Origin of the sequence: Pseudomonas sp. NY15372 (assembly GCF_048068215.1) — a bacterium.
GTDB lineage: Bacteria > Pseudomonadota > Gammaproteobacteria > Pseudomonadales > Pseudomonadaceae > Aquipseudomonas > Aquipseudomonas guariconensis_A.
The window spans coordinates 65643-87352 of the sequence record NZ_JBLUPY010000018.1 but is presented as its reverse complement, the minus strand read 5'-3'; the positions used below and the strand labels follow the sequence as shown (position 1 = coordinate 87352).

Annotated in this window: 19 protein-coding genes; 4 read left to right on the top strand and 15 right to left on the bottom strand. The window is 60.7% G+C overall.

The window, feature by feature from the left end; genetic code table 11:
* Positions 1-106: 106 nt before the first annotated feature.
* From ACNFG0_RS14615 to tssB, 12 genes are all read right to left on the bottom strand, one after another.
* Positions 107-1042, bottom strand: a complete 936-nt coding sequence (locus ACNFG0_RS14615) for a hypothetical protein (protein ID WP_196143376.1) — start codon at positions 1040-1042, stop codon at positions 107-109.
* Positions 1039-3135, bottom strand: a complete 2097-nt coding sequence (locus ACNFG0_RS14610; RefSeq protein ID WP_416765369.1) for a type VI secretion system Vgr family protein — start codon at positions 3133-3135, stop codon at positions 1039-1041. The genes ACNFG0_RS14615 and ACNFG0_RS14610 overlap by 4 nt, the downstream gene beginning before the upstream one ends.
* Before the next feature lie 70 nt (positions 3136-3205).
* Entirely contained in the window at positions 3206-3721 is a 516-nt protein-coding gene (locus ACNFG0_RS14605; protein ID WP_196143378.1) for an Hcp family type VI secretion system effector, read from the bottom strand.
* 133 nt (positions 3722-3854) lie between these two features.
* Entirely contained in the window at positions 3855-4646 is a 792-nt protein-coding gene (gene icmH, locus ACNFG0_RS14600) for a type IVB secretion system protein IcmH/DotU (RefSeq protein ID WP_416765377.1), read from the bottom strand.
* 40 nt (positions 4647-4686) lie between these two features.
* Positions 4687-6024, bottom strand: a complete 1338-nt coding sequence (tssK, locus tag ACNFG0_RS14595) for a type VI secretion system baseplate subunit TssK (protein ID WP_416765367.1) — start codon at positions 6022-6024, stop codon at positions 4687-4689.
* 51 nt (positions 6025-6075) lie between these two features.
* On the bottom strand, positions 6076-6852 hold the full coding sequence (tssJ, locus tag ACNFG0_RS14590; protein WP_416765365.1) for a type VI secretion system lipoprotein TssJ: 777 nt from the start codon (positions 6850-6852) through the stop codon (positions 6076-6078).
* A complete protein-coding gene (locus ACNFG0_RS14585; protein WP_416765363.1) occupies positions 6849-7439 on the bottom strand; it encodes an FHA domain-containing protein in 591 nt (196 codons plus the stop codon). Before ACNFG0_RS14585 ends, tssJ begins: the two co-directional genes overlap by 4 nt.
* Complete coding sequence (gene tssG / locus ACNFG0_RS14580) at positions 7436-8467, bottom strand: type VI secretion system baseplate subunit TssG (protein WP_416765361.1); 1032 nt, start codon at positions 8465-8467, stop codon at positions 7436-7438. Before tssG ends, ACNFG0_RS14585 begins: the two co-directional genes overlap by 4 nt.
* Positions 8431-10197 (bottom strand): type VI secretion system baseplate subunit TssF, encoded by a 1767-nt coding sequence (tssF, locus tag ACNFG0_RS14575; protein WP_196154304.1) that lies wholly within the window; start codon positions 10195-10197, stop codon positions 8431-8433. The genes tssG and tssF overlap by 37 nt, the downstream gene beginning before the upstream one ends.
* A 4-nt stretch (positions 10198-10201) precedes the next feature.
* Positions 10202-10618: a type VI secretion system baseplate subunit TssE gene (gene tssE, locus ACNFG0_RS14570; protein WP_196154303.1), complete on the bottom strand. Its 417-nt coding sequence runs from the start codon at positions 10616-10618 to the stop codon at positions 10202-10204.
* Positions 10615-12105, bottom strand: a complete 1491-nt coding sequence (gene tssC, locus ACNFG0_RS14565) for a type VI secretion system contractile sheath large subunit (protein WP_416765358.1) — start codon at positions 12103-12105, stop codon at positions 10615-10617. Before tssC ends, tssE begins: the two co-directional genes overlap by 4 nt.
* A gap of 58 nt (positions 12106-12163) precedes the next feature.
* A complete protein-coding gene (gene tssB / locus ACNFG0_RS14560; RefSeq protein ID WP_196143387.1) occupies positions 12164-12667 on the bottom strand; it encodes a type VI secretion system contractile sheath small subunit in 504 nt (167 codons plus the stop codon).
* 348 nt (positions 12668-13015) lie between these two features.
* On the opposite strand from tssB, the gene vasI reads away from it, so the two are divergent.
* Genes vasI through tssM form a run of 3 tightly spaced genes read left to right on the top strand, consistent with a single transcriptional unit; the run spans position 13016 to position 18705 of the window.
* Positions 13016-13624 (top strand): type VI secretion system-associated protein VasI, encoded by a 609-nt coding sequence (gene vasI, locus ACNFG0_RS14555; protein ID WP_328304972.1) that lies wholly within the window; start codon positions 13016-13018, stop codon positions 13622-13624.
* Complete coding sequence (gene tssA, locus ACNFG0_RS14550) at positions 13612-15066, top strand: type VI secretion system protein TssA (RefSeq protein ID WP_196154301.1); 1455 nt, start codon at positions 13612-13614, stop codon at positions 15064-15066. Before vasI ends, tssA begins: the two co-directional genes overlap by 13 nt.
* A 9-nt stretch (positions 15067-15075) precedes the next feature.
* Entirely contained in the window at positions 15076-18705 is a 3630-nt protein-coding gene (tssM, locus tag ACNFG0_RS14545; protein WP_416765355.1) for a type VI secretion system membrane subunit TssM, read from the top strand.
* 27 nt (positions 18706-18732) lie between these two features.
* Here the strand turns inward: tssM and ACNFG0_RS14540 are convergent, their stop codons facing one another.
* The 3 genes from ACNFG0_RS14540 to nhaR all read right to left on the bottom strand — a co-directional run bounded on the left by ACNFG0_RS14540 (position 18733) and on the right by nhaR (position 21325).
* Positions 18733-18903 (bottom strand): hypothetical protein, encoded by a 171-nt coding sequence (locus ACNFG0_RS14540; RefSeq protein WP_196143391.1) that lies wholly within the window; start codon positions 18901-18903, stop codon positions 18733-18735.
* 203 nt (positions 18904-19106) lie between these two features.
* Positions 19107-20318, bottom strand: coding sequence for a serine/threonine transporter SstT (gene sstT / locus ACNFG0_RS14535; RefSeq protein WP_416765353.1), 1212 nt, complete (start codon positions 20316-20318; stop codon positions 19107-19109).
* Between the two features lie 113 nt (positions 20319-20431).
* Positions 20432-21325 (bottom strand): transcriptional activator NhaR, encoded by an 894-nt coding sequence (gene nhaR, locus ACNFG0_RS14530; protein WP_196154298.1) that lies wholly within the window; start codon positions 21323-21325, stop codon positions 20432-20434.
* Positions 21326-21460: 135 nt separating this feature from the next.
* Here nhaR and ACNFG0_RS14525 point away from each other — a divergent pair, with 135 nt between their 5' ends.
* On the top strand, positions 21461-21700 hold the full coding sequence (locus ACNFG0_RS14525) for a hypothetical protein (RefSeq protein ID WP_196143394.1): 240 nt from the start codon (positions 21461-21463) through the stop codon (positions 21698-21700).
* Positions 21701-21710: the final 10 nt, after the last annotated feature.

Here is a 21710-nt window from a genome sequence, read left to right as displayed (position 1 = left end):
GTACGCAGCAGGAGGATGGGCAGGCCGCTTCGCTCGCAGGCGTTGCAGGTCCCGTTGGGATTGGGGATCGCCTGGCGCATGGCGGTGATGATGGATTTGCTGATGCTCATGAGTGGCTCCGGGCCATGGGCAAAGACATGGCAAGCTGTTTCCAAGTGGTGTCGTTGTAGGTGATGAAGCGAGATACCAAGCTCTGCTTGCCTTCAGCCGCTTGCGCTACGTCCTGCTGAATGGTCGGATGGGATAGCAGCAGCGGATGGATCATGACCAAGTGCAGGCATAGGCAATGGATGTCTTCGCTCTCGCGGAGCCCACGTTGCCAGGCCTCCCAGATCAACCTGAACGCATGAATGGGTGCTATCGGAGGAAGACCTGAGCGGCCTTGCCAGCGCAGGCATGCAGATCCTTGCCTATCTGCATTGAGATCACGCCAAGCCCCTAGGAGACGGCTCACTTGGGGCGCCATGCTTTGAACGTCGCGAGCCAAATCGGGTATTTGCACTTCACCGATAAAGGCTTTTCCAACAATTTGTTGGAGATCGCCGTGGAGGGTCGGATAAAACCAGGCCCGGATCGGCCAGAGCAGTCCACTGACGTTGTCCATGGCTGCAGCCAGCAACTCCAGACGTGCAGGCTCGAACCAAGGAGCAATTGCCTGGCCGACTGTGGGCTTCAAGGCGCGGCCTTGTTCAGCAAGGTGTTTTGCGACAATCGCTGGAGGTTGTTCACTCACCAACCATCCGCAGATGTAACGCTTATCGAAAGTGATCTCTGCCATTGCCTGGGCAACACTCAGGGACAGATGTCCTGTGGTTACCTGGCCTGGAGCAGCCAGTTGCACCAGTGCTGGCCACTCCGTAGGAAGCTGGGTCAGATCGGGTCGCGAGATAAGCTCAATCGCCTCGCTTCCCAACGCTTGGCACAACATCGAAATACTGAGGGGATGCTCCGGATCGCAATCAGCGAGAGGGTCCAGCACGAGGTAGAGGTATTCATTGGCATTACGTTGTGACGCGAATTCCACAACCTGATCCACGTTCATCGTTTCTGCTCGCCACATGTTTCCTGACCATGCAAGAGCTGGCTGGAAATCGGAAAAGCGTTTCCTGCTCCGGCATTTTCTTTGGTCATCGAACCCTTGAGTCGTAGATTTATTCCATCCAGCGTGATGCCCTCCGCATCAATACGAAGGGTTCCGCCTGGTGCTCTGATTGTCACACTCTCTGCGGCATGGATCTCATATGCTTGAGTGGAATGTCGAATGGCATGACCCGTCTTGACCTCGGCATGTCCGGCGATTTGCTGCTCTAGATTTCCACCCACTTCAATCGTGTGATTGGCGGTCGTCGTATCCGTCCTGTTATTGCCAACCTGTTCGACGCGATTTGCGTTGATGCTGATCGTCTGATTGCAACCAATCTCCAGATGTGAATTGCGTCCTATGGTCATGCGCTCGTCGTTACCGACAGTCTTGCTGCGGTCATGTCCGATAATGACGGTTTCATCGTGATCGACCTGTTCACGACGGTCATTACCTACCAATGTGGTCTCATCATGCTTGACCACATTGTTCTGGTCCCTTTGCGCATGGATGAACACCTCTTCCTGCCCCAGCTCATCTTCGAAACGGAGCTCGTTGAAGCCTTGTCCTTTGTGGGTCTGGCTTTTGATGGTCATGCGTGTCTTGTGCTTGGGCAGCTCGTAGGGGGGGAGCTGGTTTCCGCAGTAGGTGCGCCCGGTGATCAAGGGTTGGTCAGGGTCGGCGTTGACGTATTGGACGATCACTTCCTGGCCGATCCGCGGGATGGCCATCGAACCCCAGCTGCCGCCGGCCCAGCCTTGCGATACCCGTATCCAGCAGGAGCTGAACTCGTTTTCCTGGCTTTCGCGGTCCCAGGGGAAGCTGACCTTCACCCGGCCCCATTCATCGCAGTAGATCTGCTCGTCGGGCGGGCCCACGACGGTTGCCATGTGCGGGCCATCGATACGTGGCTTGGGCAATGGGGCGGGTCTCCATTCGAGTTGGCCGGGCACGAGCTTTGCCGTTTGTTCGTAACGGGTGCCACGCTGGGCTTGGGCGGCTTCCTCCTGGAGGCTGGTGAATTGCGAACCTTCGTGATGCACGCTGACCACTCGCCAATGAGCATTGAGGTCCTGGCGCGGGTGGTCGGCCAGAATGAAGCCCAGCCCTGGCTGCAGGCGCATGTCGTCACCCTCGGTCTCGGCCATGCGCGCATCGTGGCGCAAGGCGTTGAGGCGGGTCTGGGTGAAGGGCTTGCCAGCCGCTTCGCGTTTGTAGCGCCCTGGGTAATCGAAGAACTCGTAGTCTTGAGCCTGGTGTTGCGGGTCGTCGTTGATGGCGTACTGCTCCAGACGTGCGCCTGGGTACCGGAAGCAGTAGTCGCGTTGTGTCTGGCAGGCCGTTCGCACCTGTTCGTGGTAGCGGAAGCGGCGCAGCGCCGGCTCGGGTTGGTCACCGCCGCTGTTGGGGTGGTATTGCACGGTGATGGGAATGTCGTCGGCGGCGGCCCCATCATCCTGGCGCCTGTCGAGGTCGTGCTCGATCATCCCCAGGGCCAGCAGGCGGTCGGTGATGATCAGCTTGTGTGCCTCGGCGGTGTGATCGAAGCGGTAGATGAAGCCTTCCTCGGCCGCCAGGCGGGTGATGAAGGCAAGGTCGGTCTCGCCCGCCTGGACACAGAATTCGCGGACCTGATGGTCGAAGCAGGTCACCCATTCGACTTGGGTCAGGCGCTGGGCCTTGAACATCAGCTCGAGAATCTGCGGGGCGGTCTTCTGTTGGAAGATGCGCCAATTGGCACGCAGGCGTGCCCGGGCCAGTTGCGGCTCGACCAAGGCCTGGTAGCGGGTGCGATGAAAACCGCTGTCGCCTTGGCTGAAGGCGCTGACCAGGCCATGGACGTGGCGCACCGCTTGGCGGCCGCGCCAGAGGGTGAACAGTACGGGTTGGTCGAGCAACTGGCCGAAGTCGACGTCGTCCTCGGTGCTGACCAGTTCGAGGTGGAGTTCGAACGGCGTGCTCAGGCCTTCGTCGAGGGTGAAAGACACCACCTCGAAGGTGGCCGAACCCACCAGTGGCTGGAAACTGAAATGCAGGTCGGATTGGCTGGGCATGAGAAGTCCTTGTCTGCCGTCTGAGGGACAAAGCCCAGGCAGGTGAACCCGCCCGGGCATCGCAGCCACGTCAGACGATTGGCTTGCGCCAGTCGTCCGAACCCTCGGTGCCTGCCACCGTATGGGCCCAGGTGATCTTGCGATAGGACATGGACACTTCGATCAGTTGGGTGAAGTTCTCGTTCTCCTCGGCCTGGGCATGAGGCAGCACCGTATTGATGTCCACGATGATGGCGTCTTCGAGTTTGGTGGTGAAGAAATGCTCCTGGGTGCCTTCCACGGAGGTGCGATACCAGTTCACTTCGACCGAGGGCAGCATTTCTCCGCTGGCCAGTGCCTGGTACATCAGGGGCGTGGCTTTGTTCAGCGTGCTGGTGAAGACGAATGGTTTATGGACCCGCTGCCCTGATGGTTGGCCGCTTTGCGGGTCGGTGGGCACGGTCACGCGGTGTTTGATTTCCTGCACGAGGATTTCGTCTTCATGACCCTCGACATAGCTATTGCCCACGGATTCGTGGGTGGTAGCCCCAGCGGTGATGTTGCCTTGTTTTTTTCCTTCGATCTTGATGTAAGCGGGTGTTGGCATGGCAGGCTCCTGCGTCCATGTGGATTGACATGCGCACCAGTGGTGGCATGGCCATCGGGAGTCGATGGGCTTGTTCGGCAGGGCACCCGCCCCGCCAATTCGTTGTGTTCGGTTGTTCCGGTCGCGGGCATCGCTACTGCAGGATGCCGTTGAGCGATTCCAGTACCTCGCGGGTGACCAGGTGCAAGCGGTAGCTGTAGTAGCCGTACATCATCCCGATCACCACCGCGCTGATGAGCAATGGGCTCCACCATGGCCACTGTCGCTTCATCCGGAAGTTGCGCGGGGCGACGTTGCTCAATGGATCGCTGAGTGATTCCGGAGTGGGGCCGCGCAGTTCCCGAATGAGTCGGTGTAATTGGGTGATGAGCGCTTGCAGGGCCTGGTCGCCCTTGGGGGCGGCGCCGTATTTGCCCTTCAGGCCGATGCACAGGCACAAGTACATGAATTCCAGGACATCCTGGTACCGTTGGGCCTCCTGCATCATGCGTGACAGCACGGTGAAGAACTTCTCGCCGCCCCAGGTTTCCTGGTGGAAGTCGCTGAGCAATGTCCGCTGGCTCCAGACGGAGCTCTTGCCCCATGGCGTCCCCATCACGGACTCATCGAGATACAGGCACAGCGCATAGGAATAGGCCAATAGATGAGCAGGCTCGTAGGCGTGCTGGCTCATTTCCTCCAGCACGATTGCGACCTGGTTGTGCACATCGTTACGCAAGCCTGCTATGTCGTCGTGCCTGTCCAGCGTTCGCAGGCGTATGGCCAGGCCAAGCAAGGGCATTGCGGCATCGACCATCGGGTTGCTGAAGCCGCCGCGGAGCTGGAAGTCCGGGTCGGCGATGTCTTCCACGCTGTGCCTGGGAGTGGATACGAGACCGGGGGCGATCCCTGATCCTGTATCGGGCCTATCAAGTTGGGTCTGCATGCCTGGGCCGGTCATATCAAGCGTGTGTCGAGTATTCATCTCATTCACTCCTGATCGCCCAGAACTGCAGCTCCAGGCCAGGGAACTCACCGGCGACATGGAAGCCGAACCCACTGCTTTCGTTCATCACCTGCCAGGCCGGGCTGCGACGGTCCAGCTCGAAGTAGCTGAACCCGGAATGGAAGGGCAACTCCCGAGGGGCGACGGGCAATGGCAATAGAGGGATGCCGGGCAACTGCAGGGGGACGAGGTCATTCAATGCCTCCCGTGAGGTGACCTTCGCTTTTTGCAGGAACTGCTGGCGCAGCGTGTCGGCTGGCAAGTCGGCGTGGACGGCCAGGACGAACGCGGCGTTGTCGAGCAGGCGGCGATCGTCGAGGTGGGCAACCAGAACGCCGAACTGCTCCGAGGTGAGGGGCAGCGAGACGGCACGTGGTTGCAAAACGGTGCTCAAGGCCCGGCGCAGCGCTTTCTCCAGCGGTTGGAACGAGGTGGACAGGGCATTGTGCTGGTAGGCCGGGTACTCCTGGGGCAATCGGCTTTCATCCGTGAAGGTCATCAATTCGCCGCAGGCCTGACTCATGGCCAGGTAAAGCTGCTCTGGATGGACCTGGACGTGTCGTGCCAGGTGCTGGAAGCATGGCCACCAGCGGTTCATGGTTTGCAGCAAGTTGAAGTCGGTAATCTCGGCCACACCCGATTGGCCTGCCGACCCAAGCCGCGCTGCCAGGTTGCGGGCACGTTCGCGCAGGGTGTTGGTCACCTCGTCAAGAAACCGCTTGAGGGCTGGTACCGCCTGCACGGATACGCAGGTGGGATAGAAACCCTCGTCCAGTAGAAGGCTGCCATCTGTGCGGCGTTCGAGAATGCGGGTCAAGGCGAGGCGGGTATACGCGCTGCAGTCTTCGCCTTCGCGTTTGAGTTGCAAATTCGGTACGGCAAGCTCGACCCGCACCTGGTCGCCGTCGGCGGTGTGGGTGTCCTTGATCTCCTGCGCCTGGGCGACGTAGCGATAATTGGCAGGGCTGTCCGGCCAGCTCACCTCGCGGCCACCCCCGGTGCGTAGGGGGAGGCACAGGTAGACATGGCGCCTCTGGGTGCCGTCGTCGTCTATTTCCAGCGGTGGCGGTGGAGGCAGGTCCCCGGGGATGTCGAACACGGTGCCGTCCGGCATGATGCCCCGTGCCCGGGTGATCGCAATCTTGCCCAGACTCAGGTACTCCTGGTTCAGCTGTAGCTCGCTGAAGCCGTAGAACGCAGTGTTGAGGCTGCTCAGGCGCTGGTGCAACGCGGCTTCGCTGGCCTTCGTCAGTTGCTGGAAATGCTGCGGCTTGATGAACAGGCCTTCGTGCCAAAGGACAGGGTTACGTGAGCTCATGGGGATTCCGAGACAGTTGGAAGGTACGACGCAGGACCGGTACGAGGGCCATCAGCTTTCCTCCGTGAGCAGGATCTGCGCGTCATTGACTTGCACGCCGAGGACGACCTTGCGGCCACGGGGTTCGATTCGCAGGACCTGTCGCCAGATGGCGTCCTCGTGGTTGCTGTAGTTGGCGACCACCGCGATGAAGCGGGTGTCGGCATCGAGGGGTTCGAATCGCACGAACTTGAATTGCCCGGGTGACAGCAGGTAGTCATCGTCCCGTATGTAGGTGCTGCGCAGGGCTTTGGCCGGATCCTGATCGAGCAGTTGGTAGAGGCTGTTGCGAAAGAGGGAGTCGTCCCGTAGCTGCAAGATCTTGATGGCGATGGGCGTGGCGATGGGGGCTGTGGGCACCGACGATGGCGCCGGCAGGGACAGGTCTGCTGTCGGGGTGCGGTACTGGCCAAGGCCGCCTTCCTCGATGTCAGCGCTCCCCGGGGATGCTTCAGGTACCTGCGTCAGCAGTGAGAGGGCCGGATACTGCTCGTGCAACTGTTCCAACAGGCCTTCTACTTTTTCAGCCAAGGCGTGTGGATCATCTGCGCTGAGGCTCACGGTGTAGGTGCCAGATGCCTGTGCATCGGAAACCGCTGCGTCGAGGCTGTACGGGTTGCCATTGAGGGTAGGGCTGGCATAGAGGCTGAATGCGACCTCGGTAGGTTGATCGCCAGGCGCCCCGACAGGGATGGAAGGATCCATCAGCACTTGCCCTATCTTGCCCAGCGCAGTGCAGCCCGTCAGGACGAGAAGCAAGGGCACGACCATGAACGGACGACGGTTCATGAAGACGCTCCCCTGATGATGCGTTGGGTTCGATGGCCCGGTGTACTGGCAAACGGCGAGCGAGGCCTGGCGTCCAGCAGGGCCAAGGGGTCGACCGCTTCCTGCGGGCTGAACGTTTCGTAGATATCGGTTGCCGGGCCGTGGGCCGGCGCGATGGCGTGGTGCAGCGGCCTGGGTGGCCTGTCGGCGACAAGGGCGTCGAGCACATGCTTCCCTGGATCGAACAGCTGTTCCAAGGCGCACCGTTGCATGTGGCGGCGTTCCTGGCCTTGGTGGTAGTGCACCAGCAGTCGATAGGCGCCGACTTGCAGGCAGTCACCATCCTGCAGGCGCACGGGAGCCAGGTGGCCGAGGCTTAACAGGCTGTCATTGAGGTAGGTGCGGCCACAGCGATCGAGAACGCAGAAACTGTTCTCGCTCCAACGGATTTCGCAATGAACAGGCGCGATACGCCGGTCGCGGTCGGCAAGCCTCCAATCGGCATCCTGGCTGCCGATCGTGCCGCCGCGGCGGTTGAACGGATGATGCGTGGTAACGCCATGTTGCAGCTGTTCGAGATTGCTGATGGTCAAGATCAAGGTTTTCATGAGCGTCCCCGGATACGCACTACAGGGCTGTGCTTGCCTTGGCTGTCATCGAGAAAGCTGGTCCAGCCGAGGTGGGCACCGTTCGAGCGATGCAGGCACAAGGGCAGCAATGCGTTTTGTTCGAGGCGCAACTCCAGGTCATAGGCGAGGGCATCGCGGAGCAGGAAATCGATCAGTGCGCGCAATCGGCTGAAATTCATCCCGCTGGGCAGGAAGGCGCGCAGTTGCGTCTGGTTCAGGTCGTCAACCAGAAGCGTGAACTTGCTGCAGCGGGTACGGGTGCGATCACCGACCACGAAGGTGCTGCCCGCCTGGCCGTTACGGCATCCAAGCCGTACGCGTTGCCTGGGGTCGGTGGGTACCGATCGGGTTTCGAATTCGCGCACCCGCACTGCCGAGAGATCGAAGCAATGCGCAATGATCCCGGCGACCGTGCCGGGCGCGCGACTACGGCTGGCGATGACACCGGCGAAACTGAGCAACCGGCTCCATGGGAGCGCCGTGTCTCCCCGCAGTTGCTCATCGTTCAGGCCGATCAGCGAGAAGATATAGCGAGAGAAGTGGTCGTTTGCCTGGGCTTGGAACCGGATGTAGTAGCGGTACTTGCGCCAGCTGCGGTGCAACAGGCTGAGCAGGTAGTGATTGAAAAAGTCGAAGAACGCCGGGCGCAGACCGATCTCCTGGGCATGCTCATAGGCGAGCTGTTCCAGGTAATAGCTGGGCAGGGGCGAGTCAGTACCGTGTAGCCCCAGGAACGTGGTGCATATGCGGTAGCGCGAACGCTCGTCATGACCCGCTCGTACCGGCAGCCGTCGAGCCTCCACGACGTCTGCAACCGGGAAAGCGAGACGCGGGTCACTGCCCAGGCGCAGTCGTGGTTGCGCAGCCTGCCTGGGCCAACGTGGCTCGAGATCGTCGCCGTGCAAGGCGTGCAGCCGCTCCAGCAACTGGAAAAAGTTGTGCTGGTGGGCTTCGGCGAGCAGCGTGTCGGCTAGATCAATGGTTGTCTGCCGGTCAGCAAAGGCCATGTGTAATGCTCATTGTTGGTGGTGTTGATCACTTCCAGCTGGTGGAAGGCATTGATGCTGGCGTAGAGGGCAAAGAAGTGAGAAAGCACACAACTGAACAGGTAGAGATCTCCTTCGCAGAGGAATGCGTGCTGGTCGAGCTTCAATTGCGTGCGCAAACCGCGAATGGGCAGGCCATTGATCAGCCAGTCCAGCGGTTCGGTTTGCGCGCTCCCTATGCCGTCGAGGCGCTTGCGTGTCGCCCGTGCCTGTTGGATGTCATGCAGGGCGGCGAAGTCGTAGGCACCGATCACTGCCTTGAGGGGCTCGGCCGACAGCAGCGACAGGTAGTTCAGGGACAGGTTGGATATCAGCGTCCACTGCAGCTGGCCGTCCAGTACCGGCCTGAACGGCCGAGTGGGCTGGCAGATATTGCGGTAGCTGGCCAGGGGCGGGGAGAACTCGCTGTTGACGCAGATATCGCCGACACCCAGTGCCAGCGGCAGGTCCCGGTTCGTGCAGGTCAGGTCGATAGAGGCGGTTTCCAGCTGGCCCACATAGAGGCTTTCATCTGCCCGGACGAACGCTATCCGGTGCGCCAGGCCATCGCCACGCAACGAGTTCTCGACCTTGCAACGGTAATACAACGCCGTGCGCCCCTGGGCATGCTCGATCTCGTGGGCAAACGATTCGAAAGGGTGGAACACCCGTAGTTGTTCACCCAGGTGGCCATCGGTCGAGCGCCGCCAACTCGCCACGCGATCGACGCTGAAGATCTCGTAGGCATCGGGTCGTTTGCCGCAAGGCGTCAACCGCACCTGTTCGACCTGGCCGGAGAGATCGATGGGTTCGGCACTGTGTTCGAACAGGTTGACTGCAGGTGTGCAGAACAGGCTGAAATCCCCCTTGCCGACACGCAGCGTGGCGGGTAAGGGGCGGTTGAAATGAAACGCGATGCGTACATTGTGGCTCGCCTGTTCTGGCCAAAGCCGACGTAGGCCGGTCAGGCCAAAGAAATGGAAGCGTTGGGGAAAGACGAAGTATTCCTGCAGAATTCGGTAGCCATCGAAGACGTTACGGGGGTAGGGCAACAATGCCTCATCGGGGCTGAAACCCGGAAAGTGGATGTTGCTGGCGGGCAGGTGTTGGACCTCGCCGTTGATGGTCACGCTGATGAATTCGAGGTACTGCGATAACCACAGGTAGAGCGTTTGAGCGCAGGCCTTTTCACCGCTCAGGTAGAACGTCAGGTCATCGCAGGCCAACGCGTTCAGCGGACGTTGGACCAGGGGAACCAGGTCGATGCGTACAATCGACCCATCGGAGGCCCGAGCCGCACTCGCTTCGCCAATGTCGAAAGGGTGGAGCTTCACCTCGGTACAGCTTCGATATTCGCAGGTGATGCCATTCACCGGGTGCGCGAACAAGCGTGAACCCTTGGGAATGACGTGTGGCTGGCTGAGGGATTGTTCCAGCGGTGTGAATTGGATGATCGTGGCGCTGGGCAACGGGCGTAGATAATTGGGCCAAAGCATCTGCAGCATGGTGTGCGTCAGTTCTGGCAAGTCGTCTTCGAGCTTCAGCCGCAGTTTCGCGGTGAGGAAGGCAAAGCCTTCCAGCAGTCGCTCCACGTCCGGGTCGCTGCTCGTTTCTCCCAAAAAGCGAGCAAGCTGAGGGTTGTCTTTCGCAAAATCCGCACCCAGTTCGCGCAAGTAGCGAAGCTCTTCGCCAAAGCATTCTTTCAACGACATGGGGTCATCTCACTCGGGTGTAGCGGCTGTGGCCATCAACGAGCAGATCGATCTGCAACAGCTTTGCGCAATCATCGACTTGGACATGGCAATCCAGCCGTAGATGCAGCTCCAGCGGTGCCTGTGCGTTGGGGATGCCGTGTAAGGACTGGATCTGGATACGCGGTTCGTAGCGGCTGATCGTGCGGTGAATGTCTGCGCTCACTTCACGAAGCACATCCGTGTCGCTGAAATCGTGGCTGTTGAAGTCGCGCAAACCCAGGTCCGGGCTGCTTTGCGAGCAACCCTGGCGAGTGTTGAGCAGCGTTTCGAGATGACGCTTGATCGCATCGAACGATGACGTCTGCCGGAATTCGTATTGCCGCCAGGGCCGTTGGCCCGCCGGGGCTTGTGCGACCAAGCGTTCGAAAAGCGTACTCATTGGGTATCGAGCCGACCGACCAGGGAGATCTCGAAATTGGCGCCCATGTACTTGAAATGGGGGCGTACGGCGAGCGAGACCTGGTACCAGCCTGGATCGCCCGCAACGTCCGAGACTTCTATTCGGGCAGACCGCAGCGGACGGCGACTACGTACATCGGCAGAAGGATTTTCCTGGTCGGCGATGTACTGCTTGATCCATTTGTTGAGCTCGCTCTGCAGGTCGTTGCGCTCCTTCCAACTGCCGATCTGTTCACGTTGCAGCACCTTGATGTAATGGGCCAGGCGATTGACGATGAACAGGTAGGGCAACTGTGTGCCGAGTTTGTAATTGGTCTGTGCTTGCTGGCCTTCCGGCGTTTTCGGGAAGGTCTTCGGCTTTTGCACGGAATTCGCGGAGAAGAAAGCGGCGTTGTCGCTTTCCTTGCGCATGGTCAGGGCGATGAAGCCTTCCTCGGCCAGCTCGAATTCCTTGCGGTCGGAAATCAATACTTCGGTCGGTATCTTGGCCTGAAGCTGCCCCAGGGATTCGTAGAAGTGAACAGGCAAATCGTCGACCGCGCCGCCGGATTGCGGACCGATGATATTTGGGCACCAGCGATAGCGGGCAAAGCTGTCATTGATACAACTCGCCATCAGCAGGGCTGCATTGCCCCACAGGTAGTTATCATGGCGGCCATCGATGTTTTCGTCATAGCTGAAGCTGGCGATGGGGTGTTCCTGGCGGTCATAGACCGAACGCAGCATGAAGCGCGGCAGCACCAGGCCGACATGGCGGGCATCCTCGCTGTCGCGAAACGCACGCCATTTGGCAAAGCGAGGGCCTTCGAAAATATCCCTGACTTCTTTGAGATTGGGCAAGCCTTCGAAACTGCCCAAGTTGAAGAAGTCGGGGGCAGGGGCGGTAATGAACGGTGCGTGGGACATGGCGCCGACCGAGGCCATGTAACTTAATAATTTGATATCGGGCGAGGAAGGGCCGAAGTTGTAATTGCCGATCAGGGCGGCGATCGGTTCCCCGCCAAACTGGCCATAGCCTGCCGTGTAGACATGCTTGTATAAACCACTGCAGGTAATGTCTGCGGCGTTGTCGAAGTCTTCGAGCAAGTCTTCTTTGCAGGTGTGAAGTATCTCCAGTTTTATGTTTTCCCTGAAGTCCGTCCGGTCCACCAGAAGTTTCAGGCCACGCCATGCCGACTCGAGTGCCTGGAAGTCGGGATGGTGGAGAATGGCATCCATTTGCTTGCCGAGGAGGCGATCCAGTTCAGCGATCATCTGGTCTACGCGGTGCTTGTTGATCAGTTGATCCGGTTCATCGTTTTCAAGTATTTGCGCAATGAATGCTGCGACGCCTTGTTTCGCAACCAAGTAGCCTTCCTGGTTTGGCGAAAGCATCGTCTCGGCCATGACTTGGTCGAGCAATGTCTGGTTGCCTGACGTTTCGGCGGCCAGGTCTGTAACAAGAGGGGTGCTGTTCTGAGTCGGCATGTATGACGCTCCGTTGTCCGTGCTCGGCTTCTCGGTGAAGCCCTGTGTCGTGGTTGCCTCAGGCTTGGCCCGGACCTTCGAGCATCAGGCCCAGCTCCTGGGCGAGCTGCTTGCGCGTCTGCTCGTCGGTGAGCAGGTGCTGAAGGTGTTTGCGGAACGTGGGAACGTTGCCCATCGGGCCTTTCAAGGCAGCCAGCGCTTCGCGCAGCTCAAGCAGCTTGTTCAGCTCCGGTACCTGCCGCGCGATCCGATCCGGGCCGAAATCGCTGATCGACCTGAATTGCAGGTCGACAGTCAGCTCAGCGTCGGGTGCTGCACCGAGCATGGAAGGGACAGCCATGTTCAGGCTCACCTCGGCATCGTTCAGCACATCGTTGAAGCTGTGCTTGTCGATACGCATGACCTGGCGATCTTCAAGGGGGCGGGGATCGTTCAAGCCAAAGTCCCCTAGCACCAGCATCTTGTGGGGAAGCTCGATCTCGGCCTGCTGGTCCCCAGTGGCGGGTACGTACTTGATGTTGATGCGCTCTTTAGGTGCGACGGAACTTGAGCTTCTACTCATGTCTTGTCTAACTTCCTGTTGTATTTTGTAGGATATTTCATGCAGTTAGGAAAGTTTTTGTGGGAATATTCCTAAGATGCTGTATTTGCGGTTGCTGGTCGCTCTTTGTGCGAAAAAACGATGCATCGAAAGCGGAGTTTTGGTCGAGTCAAAAAGTGTAAGTTAATATTTGTTTGTATGGCGTTTCTCGGATGATCTAAGCTCGCGCCTCATTGGGCTGGAGTACTTGGTGAGTAATCTTGGGAAATTTCAACAAGGCTGCTTCACTCTTTCCACTATTTAAAAGAGCGCGGGGTAAAGTTTCGGGTGTTCAGTCAGTTGGCTTGTGGCCTTGGTCTTTGTTTGTGTGTGGGATGTGTATTTGCGCAACCTGTGCCTGATTGCACACGGATTGTTTCCAACGTAAAGCGCCTGGCTTGTTTCGATGAGGCTGCCGGTACGCCACTGCAGGTACCTGTGACGAAGAATGCATGGTTGGCACCAGAGGCCAGTGCCCCCAGCGTATCTTGGGTCATGGCCAACGAGGCCCAGCGTACGCCGGGCGATCTTGCGTTTCGCCTGGGCTTGCAGGACGACGGGCCAGCGGGGCAGCGCCGGCTGGTGATTTCAGCGCCTGCAATCGCCACCCTGGAGCCACGCCCGTACCTGGCCATCAGCTGCGTGCAGAATATCTCCAGGCTGCAATTGCTCACGGCCCGGCCTATCGATGGCAACCGTGTGACCTTGCAGTTGCGCACCGAACGCCAGGCAACCGACACGCGACCCTGGCAGGTGCTGGAAAACGGTCAGTTGCTGGATGCGGGGCGTGGCCTACCTGCCATCGAGCAGATCAAGGCGCTGATCGGAGGGCACCGAATCCATGTCGTCAGTGAGCATCCAGCCCTCGATGGGCTGAGCTTCGACGCCCAGGGGCTGGCGCCCTTGATCGATCAGGTGCGTAAAGCATGTCGCTGGTAAGCAAGGTCACCATGCAGGAAATCGCCCGGTTGCTGGCCCCTGTCGACTCGATGCAAGCGGCGGGTTTGTTCGATGTCGAGGACGAAACCTATCAGGCGATCGACCAGGAAATGGTCAAGTTGGGTGGCTTGCAAGAGGCCGCCATCGACTGGCCCTTCATCGAGGAGGCGTCCCGTCAGTACCTGGCGAGCCAGTGCAAGCATTTGCGGATCGTCGGGCACTTGGGAGTCGCCTGGCTGCGTAGCGGTTGTTGGGAGCACTGGTGTCATACGCTGGAGCTGCTGGCCGGTATGGTCGAGCGATACTGGGAAACCGCTCATCCCAAGCCCGGACCGACGGGGTTCCCTGGCAAGCGCAAACTGGTCGCCCTGTTGCTCAAGCGCCTGGCCGATGCCTTGCCGCATCTGGACCGCTTCAGCTACATGCCGGCCAGCGTGGAGGGGGCGAGAAAGGCGATCGCCTGCTTGCAGCAAGAAGCGATGTCGGCACAGCTTGATATAGCGGCCCTGGAGGCACTGGAACGCGCGTTGCTCAAGCAGGCCGAGCTGGCCAGCGGGGCCGCGGATGCCGCTCCTGCCAGTGTGGCCCCGTCGATCAGTAGGGCTGCGCCGGCAACGGAAGCGCTCCGTCCGGTAGCCGTCAGTGTTTCCCTTGGCAATGAGCGCGAGACACGCCGTGCCGTGATGAGCATGGCCGAATACATCAACCAGCAGGATCCGTATGACCCCACCGGCTACCAGCTGCGGCGTTTTGGGCTGTGGGCGCATATCCAGGCAGCCCCTCCTGCCAGGCGGGAACAGCGTACCGAGCTGATGGCGGTGCCGCTGGACATCGCCGCGAGGTACGAGGAAGCCATTTCCAGTTCGGTGATCGATACCGCCTTGTTGCTGCGTGTGGAGAAGAGCGTCGTGGCTGCGCCGTATTGGATCAGGGGCAGCTTTCTGGCAGCGAGCATCGCGGCGAGCCTGGCCATGGAGGAGGTCGCCGAAGCGATTCGTCGTGCCACTGCCAGGTTCGTGCGGCGCCTGCCGGCCTTGGAGCAATTGCGTTTCAGCGATGGCACTGCCTTTGTCGACGAGCAATGTCTTGCCTGGCTCCGGGGGGAGGAGGCGCAGCCGATGCAGGAGGGGGCTGGGCAAGAGTTTCGCAGCCTGCGCGAGGAGATGCTCAGCCAGTTGGAGAGCAAGGGGGTGGAGCCGGTGCTTTTGCGATTGCAAGGTCTGCAATCGGCGTATCGATCGCCGCGCGAACGCTGTCACTCGACGGTGATCGCCGCCGACCTGCTCGCTGCTCGAGGCGTGTCATGGCTGGCCCAGGACCTGTGCGCCAGCGTTGCCGGGGCCATGCGCGCCATGACGGCTGACGCGTGGGAACCAGAGGTGTACCAGAAGCTGCAGCGTTATGGCGCGGCATCCGCATTGATCGATCAGGACAAGGAGTAGACGTCCCCAATGAACAAGATCTGGAAATATTTCATGCGTTGGGGCTTGTCGAAGGTGACGCGAGCCGGTGCGGCCATGCCGCTGCTGCTAGGGGTTGCCATCTTCTTGGCGCTGGTTGCCATCTGGTGGATGGGGCCACATTGGCGCTGGCACGGGCAGTATCCGCTGGCAAGCATGGCGCACCGTAGTGTTGCCAGCCTCGTGTTGGTGTTGCTGCCATTGCTGTGCTGGCTGCTGGTGCTGCGCCTGCGCGTTCAACGGCTATATGCAGAGCGGCGGCAGGAGGCCGAAGTCCAGGCTGACCCCTGCCTGCCTTTCATACAGGCGCAGGAGTGCGTGCTCGATCGAGGGCTGGCGAACTACCTCGACAATGCGGGCGGGCAGCGTGCCCTGTACCAGTTGCCCTGGTACCTGGTGTTGGGAGCAGAGGGGGCCGGCAAGAGTAGTTTCATCGCCGGCTCGGACCAGGGTTTTTCCCTGACGCGCATCAGCAAGGCGCAAGCTCGCAGCTGCCAGGAAGAAAGCCTCGCCTATCCTGTGCAGTGGTGGATCGGCAACGACGCCGTGCTGATCGACCCGCCAGGCGAGCTCATCACCCAGGAGGCCCTTGCCGACTGCCCGCGCAGCGCACCGGGCGATACCGAGCCCGAACTGCCCGCGGGCACGCAGGCGAGGCTCTGGAAACACCTGTTGGGGTGGTTGGCACGCAACCGCAGCCGCCGGGCCCTAAATGGCCTGGTGCTTGTGGTCGACCTGGCTTCGTTGCTGCAAGCCCGGCCCGAGCAGCGTAAGGCACTGGCGGATGTGCTGCGTAGCCGGCTTCATGAGCTGAGTATCGAACTGGGCTCACGGTTGCCGCTTTATGTGGTGTTGAGCAAATTCGACCTGCTCGATGGCTTCGACCAGCTGTTCGCGCGCATGACGGCATCCCAACGGGAGCAGACACTCGGGTTCACCTTCAAACTGGACGCGATCAGCACCTTCGACGCCTGGCTGGATGAGCTGGCATGTCACTACGACCGATTGGTCCAGGTTCTCCAAGAGCATATGCATGATGGCTTGGGGGCCCTGGGCAATACAGAGCAGTGCCAGCGTCTGGTCTCATTGCAAGCACAATTGATTGGTTTGCGCCCTGCATTGATGAGCTTCTTGCGCGAGGCGCTTGCGAGTGACCGCTTCACGACGCCGGCATTGGTGCGCGGCCTGTACTTTTCCTCGGTGCTTCAGCGTGGGGAGACGAACAACGCATTCCTCCGTGCTGCGGGGCTTCCTTACAAGGTGGGTGCGCCGCTGAGCGATGCCAAGCCCCAGGGCAGGTCGCTGGTCTATTTTGCACAGCACATCTTCCAACGGGTCGTCTACCAGGAGGCGGGGCTGGCTGGCGACAACGTGAAAATTGCTCGCGAAAAGCGCCGCCTGCGCTGGGTCAGTGCAGGGGTCGGGTTACTGGCCATCGTCATGATGGGAGCCACTTGGCATCGCTATTTCGACATCAACCGGAACAAGGCGACCAGTGTCCTGGCCAAGACTGCGGCATTCGGAAGCCGGGCAGTGGATGAGCAACTGGACCCTACGGGCCGGAACCTGCTGGCACCGTTGGCGCAGATTCGTGATGCCGTCTCGGTGTATGGGGATTATCGATCCGCATGGCCCGTGCTGGCTGACTTCGGCCTGTATCAAGGCCGTGCGATTGGGCCCAGGGTCGATGCTGCCTACCTCAACCTGCTTTCACGACGTTTCTTGCCGGCGATTGCCAGTGGCGTCGTGGACGCCATGCTTGCTGCGCCTGGCGGTAGCGAGCAGCAGATGGCCGCACTCAGGGTCTATCGGATGATCGAAGATCGCTCCAGTCGCAAGGGGCAATGGGTCGAGGAATGGATGGCGCACCGGTGGCAGTCGGCCTACCCCGGCCAGGGGCAGGTACAGCGCGACCTGATGCGGCACTTGCAGTACGCCTTGGCCTATGCCGATACCGACCTGCTTGCGCTTCGACAACGTATCGATGAGGTCCAGCAGTCGCTGCGCAAAGTGCCGTTGCCGCAGCGGGTCTATGCCGGTCTCAAACGGCGAGCTCAGGAGCAACTACCAGGTAGCCTGGATTTGCGTCATCAGGTCGGCCCGGTGTTCGATCTCGTTTACCAGCCCGTCACCGATAACGATGTAGAGGACGAAGGCCTGCTCCTCAGGCCGCTGCTGACGGCCAAAGGCTTCAAGACCTATTTCGTACCGCGTAGCCGAGAAGTCACCGACATGGCAATGGTTGACCAATGGGCGCTGGGGGAGCGCGACCGCCTCGACTACTCGGATGCTGATCGGGAAGTGCTCACCGAGCAGATCCGAGACCTCTATAGCATGGATTACATCGACAGTTGGCGGCGAGCCTTGAATGCGTTCGCGATTGTCGATTTTCAGGATCTGGGGCATGGCGTCTCGGTATTGGAACATCTGACCGGCCCAGCTGCCCCGTTGCGTCGACTGTTGGAAACGGTGCGGGACAATACCCTCATCGAGACCCTCGAACCGCCAGGGCAGGAGCGCACTGCAAGGGTTGGCCTGGAGGGGCTGGGGCGAGGTGACGAACAACAGGTGTCGAACATCCGACGGGCCTTCGCCAGCTTGAACGGGTTACTGGAGGCAAAGGAGGGCCGCCCGAGCTATTACGATGAGACATTGGCTGCCATGAGCGCCGTCCATGACTATGCCAGAGCGGTGCAGGAAAGCCCGAACCGTGGCAAGTCCGCCTTGCAGGCGGTGCTCCAGCGCTTTTCGATGAAGGGCCCCGATCCGATTGCGACATTGCAGCGGGTTGCTACAAGCCTGCCCGAGCCAATTCGCAAGCAGGTCAGCGCAGTGGCAGAACAGACGGCGTACGTGCTGGTCGTCGAAGCGTTGCGTGAACTGGATCGGCGCTGGGATGCCGAGGTGTACAGCTTCTTCCAGCAACGCCTGGCCGGGCGGTACCCCTTCGTGGCGCAGGGGGCCGACGCATCCCTGGATGACTTCGAGGCTTTCTTCGGGCCGAAAGGGCGACTGCAGGCGTTTCAGGATCAATACCTGAACGTGTTTCTCAAAGACAATTTCGATGCCCTATATGCCGACATCCGTGGCGACCATCTCATACGCAGCGACGTGATCGAGCAGTTGCAGGCGGCAGAGCGCATCCGCGAAACGTTCTTCGACCAGCGGGGCAACCTCGGGGTGCAATTCAGCATCGAACCCTTGGGGCTGAGCCCCAATCAACGAACCAGCCTGCTCGACCTGGATGGGCAACTGATCAGCTACACCCATGGCCCGAGCCAGGTGACGGGCGTGATATGGCCCAATACGCTGGGGCCGCAGGTGCGTAGCAACCTTACGCTGCTCAAGCTCAACGGCACCAGCAGTAGCCTGGAATACCGTGGCCCCTGGTCGATGTACCGCCTGCTCAGTCGCGGTGCACTCAATGGGCGCACCCCGACCAGCGTAGACCTGAGCTTCAGAATGGGGGGCGGCCTGATGCGTTACCAGTTGAGTTCGCAGAAGGCGTTCAACCCTATTACCCAGCAACCATTCAAGGGCTTCAGGCTTCCCCGCACACTGCTCGAGGCGTCGGCCACGCAACTCGTACAAGCCGGCTCCGCCATGAGGGAGGTCCTGTGACGGCCAGCTTTTTCCCAGGGCGGGCCTCTACGCAATGAAGTCCGACTCGGCTGGAGGCGCTGCCTGTGCGTCCTGCTCGATGGAGTCGTAAACGGCCAGGCCACACACGCCGCAAAGGCCCACAGAGGCAAGCACGATGTCGCCCAGGATCATGCCGATGATCAGCAGCATCAGGCTCAGACGGAAAAGGGTGGTCATGGCTGCCTCCCTGGCAGTAGAGGTGACGCTTCAACGATAACGCTCGGGATCCAATTGCGCAGCCGAATTCGGGGTGGATGGCAGTCCATCCATCTGAAATGGCCGATTGGTCCCGCAGGATGCGGCGGTTTGGCCTTGAGGTGGCAGTCTGCGGCACTGCATCCATCCATGAAGCAGTGCCTGAGGGGGATCGCTTGTGGGCGTCAGGCCCGCTGGCGTTCCTCGCCGATACATGCCGCGGCGGTGAACAGCACGTCGGTGGACGAGTTGAGCGCAGTCTCCGCCGAGTCCTGCAACACGCCGATGATGAAGCCGACCGCCACTACCTGCATGGCGACTTCGCTGGGAATGCCGAACAGGCTGCACGCCAGCGGGATCAGCAGCAGCGAGCCGCCGGCAACGCCCGAGGCGCCGCAGGCGCATACGGCTGCGACTACGCTGAGCAGCACTGCGGTAGGAAGGTCCACCGCAATGCCCAGGGTATGTACGGCGGCCAGGGTCAGGACGGTAATGGTAGTAGCCGCGCCGGCCATGTTGATGGTCGCGCCCAGAGGGATCGATACCGAGTAGGTGTCCTCATGCAGGCCGAGCTTTTCCGACAGCGCCAGGTTGACCGGGATGTTGGCCGCCGAGCTGCGCGTGAAGAAGGCGGTGATGCCGCTTTCGCGCAGGCACATCAGTACCAGGGGGTAGGGGTTGCGGCGGATCTTCCAGAAGACGATGAGCGGGTTGACCACCAGGGCCACGAACAGCATGCAGCCGATCAGCACGGCCAGCAGGTGTGCGTAGCCGAGCAGGGCGTCCAGGCCCGATTCGGCCAGGGTCGCGGCCACCAGGCCAAAGATCCCCAGCGGCGCGAAGCGGATGACCATGCGCACGATCAGGGTGACGCCGTTTGACAGGTCTTCCACCACGGTGCGGGTGGTCTGGCCGGCATGTCGCAGCGCCACGCCCAGGCCGACGGCCCAGGTCAGGATGCCGATGAAGTTGCCGTTCAACAGGGCATTGACCGGGTTATCCACGGCGCTGAGCACCAGGTTCTGCAGAACCTCGCTGATGCCGCCTGGTGCGGTGAGCGCGGCCTCGCTGGCACGCAGGGCCAGCTGGGACGGGAAGGCCATGCTGGCGACCACGGCCACCACGGCGGCGGCGAAGGTGCCGAGCAGGTACAGCACGAGGATGGGGCGGATGTGGGTTTCCTGGCCATGTTTATGGTTGGCGATCGAGGCCATTACCAGGATGAACACCAGGATTGGCGCCACGGCCTTGAGCGCTGAAACGAAGAGCTTGCCGAGGAAGCCCAGGGTGATCGCCGTGGCGGGTGACAGCAGGGCGATTGCGATACCTGCCACCAAGCCGATGCAGATCTGCGTCACCAGGCTGGTACGGTTGATGAAACGAAGGACGGGGGTCATGCAGCAGAATCTCGTTCTTGTAAAACCGGCCACTTTAGCACAGACCTGTGTAGGCCTGTTCCGACCCCATCGCCGGCAAGCTGGCCCCGCGGGACCTCTGTGGGGGCCTGCAATCACCAATGAAACAGCTCCCGCCGCGCCCCCTCGGTGATGGCCACTATTCCGGGGTGGGTCACCTTGCGTTCCACCGAAATGGCATAGAACGACTCGTTCACCGCTTCGGTCTGGCCGATCAGGCGTACGCCGTATTGCCGGCAGACTTCCTCGGCGATCACGCTGGGGGCGACGAAGATGCCACTGCCGGACTGGCCGAAAGCCTGCATCAGGGCGCTGTCGTCGAATTCTCCGATGATGCGTGGCTGTACTTGCTGTTCAGCCAGCCAGCGCAGCAGGCGACTGCGCAGTACGGTTTCCTGGCCGGGAATCAGCAAGGGCGCGTCATCCAGACAGGCGGGGAAGGGTTGGTCGTGCCGGTCGGCCAATGCCGGCGTGGCGAAGAAGCTCAGGCCGCATTCGCCGAGCTTCTGGCTATAGCCTTTGATATCCAGGTGGCTGGGCATGGGGCTGTCGGAGATCACCAGGTCCAGGCGCTGGATCGCAAGGTCGGCGAGCAGGCGCTCGAGCTTGTCTTCGCGGCAGTTGATGCGCAGTACATTGTCCAGCTCCATGGTCGGGGCCAGTAAGCGGTAGACGATGGACTTGGGCACCACATCGGCCACCCCCACGCGAAACAGGATCTGCTCTTGGGGGCCGGCCCGCAGCAGGGCTTCGAGTTCGCCACCGATCTGGAACATCTGTTCGGCGTAGCCCAGGGCCTGGCGACCGGTCTCGGTCAACTCCAGTTGCCGGCCGACACGCTGGAACAGCTCCAGGCCGTAGGTCTGCTCGAACAGGCTGATCTGCCCGCTGATGGTCTGTGGCGTGAGGTTCAGTTGCTCGCTGGCGCGGGCGATGCTGCCGGTCTTGGCCACCACCCAGAAGTAGTGGAGTTGGCGGTAGTTGAGCATCCGCAGGGGCCTCGGTTCGTAAAAACCGAAGTATAACCGCTGAAAATACGAATTTTCCTGATGTATCGCGGTCTTTAGAATGCGACCCCATCAGGCGTTTCGTGCGCCGCCGGGATATCGACAAGCGAGGACCCCATGTTGCAATTCAAATCCATTGGCACGCCGCTGGTGCTGGCCTTGGCCCTGTTCAGCCTGGCGGGCTGCGACCAAGCCGAGAAATCTGCCCAGCAGATGCTCAACCAGGCCGCCGAGTCGGCCAAGCAGGCCATCGACAAGACCAACGAAGCTGCCCAGCAGGCCCTGAGCGATACCCTCCACCCCGAGGGTGCCCAGCCTAAGGCTGACGCAGACCAAGACAAGACCCAGGGCATCTGAGCCCAGCCCC

Coding starts and splice junctions, on each gene's coding strand:
- ACNFG0_RS14615 (WP_196143376.1), bottom strand. CDS start 1,042: ATGAACGTGGATCAGGTTGTGGAATTCGCGTCACAACGTAATGCCAAT.
- ACNFG0_RS14610 (WP_416765369.1), bottom strand. CDS start 3,135: ATGCCCAGCCAATCCGACCTGCATTTCAGTTTCCAGCCACTGGTGGGT.
- ACNFG0_RS14605 (WP_196143378.1), bottom strand. CDS start 3,721: ATGCCAACACCCGCTTACATCAAGATCGAAGGAAAAAAACAAGGCAAC.
- icmH (WP_416765377.1), bottom strand. CDS start 4,646: ATGCAGACCCAACTTGATAGGCCCGATACAGGATCAGGGATCGCCCCC.
- tssK (WP_416765367.1), bottom strand. CDS start 6,024: ATGAGCTCACGTAACCCTGTCCTTTGGCACGAAGGCCTGTTCATCAAG.
- tssJ (WP_416765365.1), bottom strand. CDS start 6,852: ATGAACCGTCGTCCGTTCATGGTCGTGCCCTTGCTTCTCGTCCTGACG.
- ACNFG0_RS14585 (WP_416765363.1), bottom strand. CDS start 7,439: ATGAAAACCTTGATCTTGACCATCAGCAATCTCGAACAGCTGCAACAT.
- tssG (WP_416765361.1), bottom strand. CDS start 8,467: ATGGCCTTTGCTGACCGGCAGACAACCATTGATCTAGCCGACACGCTG.
- tssF (WP_196154304.1), bottom strand. CDS start 10,197: ATGTCGTTGAAAGAATGCTTTGGCGAAGAGCTTCGCTACTTGCGCGAA.
- tssE (WP_196154303.1), bottom strand. CDS start 10,618: ATGAGTACGCTTTTCGAACGCTTGGTCGCACAAGCCCCGGCGGGCCAA.
- tssC (WP_416765358.1), bottom strand. CDS start 12,105: ATGCCGACTCAGAACAGCACCCCTCTTGTTACAGACCTGGCCGCCGAA.
- tssB (WP_196143387.1), bottom strand. CDS start 12,667: ATGAGTAGAAGCTCAAGTTCCGTCGCACCTAAAGAGCGCATCAACATC.
- tssA (WP_196154301.1), top strand. CDS start 13,612: ATGTCGCTGGTAAGCAAGGTCACCATGCAGGAAATCGCCCGGTTGCTG.
- tssM (WP_416765355.1), top strand. CDS start 15,076: ATGAACAAGATCTGGAAATATTTCATGCGTTGGGGCTTGTCGAAGGTG.
- ACNFG0_RS14540 (WP_196143391.1), bottom strand. CDS start 18,903: ATGACCACCCTTTTCCGTCTGAGCCTGATGCTGCTGATCATCGGCATG.
- sstT (WP_416765353.1), bottom strand. CDS start 20,318: ATGACCCCCGTCCTTCGTTTCATCAACCGTACCAGCCTGGTGACGCAG.
- nhaR (WP_196154298.1), bottom strand. CDS start 21,325: ATGCTCAACTACCGCCAACTCCACTACTTCTGGGTGGTGGCCAAGACC.
- ACNFG0_RS14525 (WP_196143394.1), top strand. CDS start 21,461: ATGTTGCAATTCAAATCCATTGGCACGCCGCTGGTGCTGGCCTTGGCC.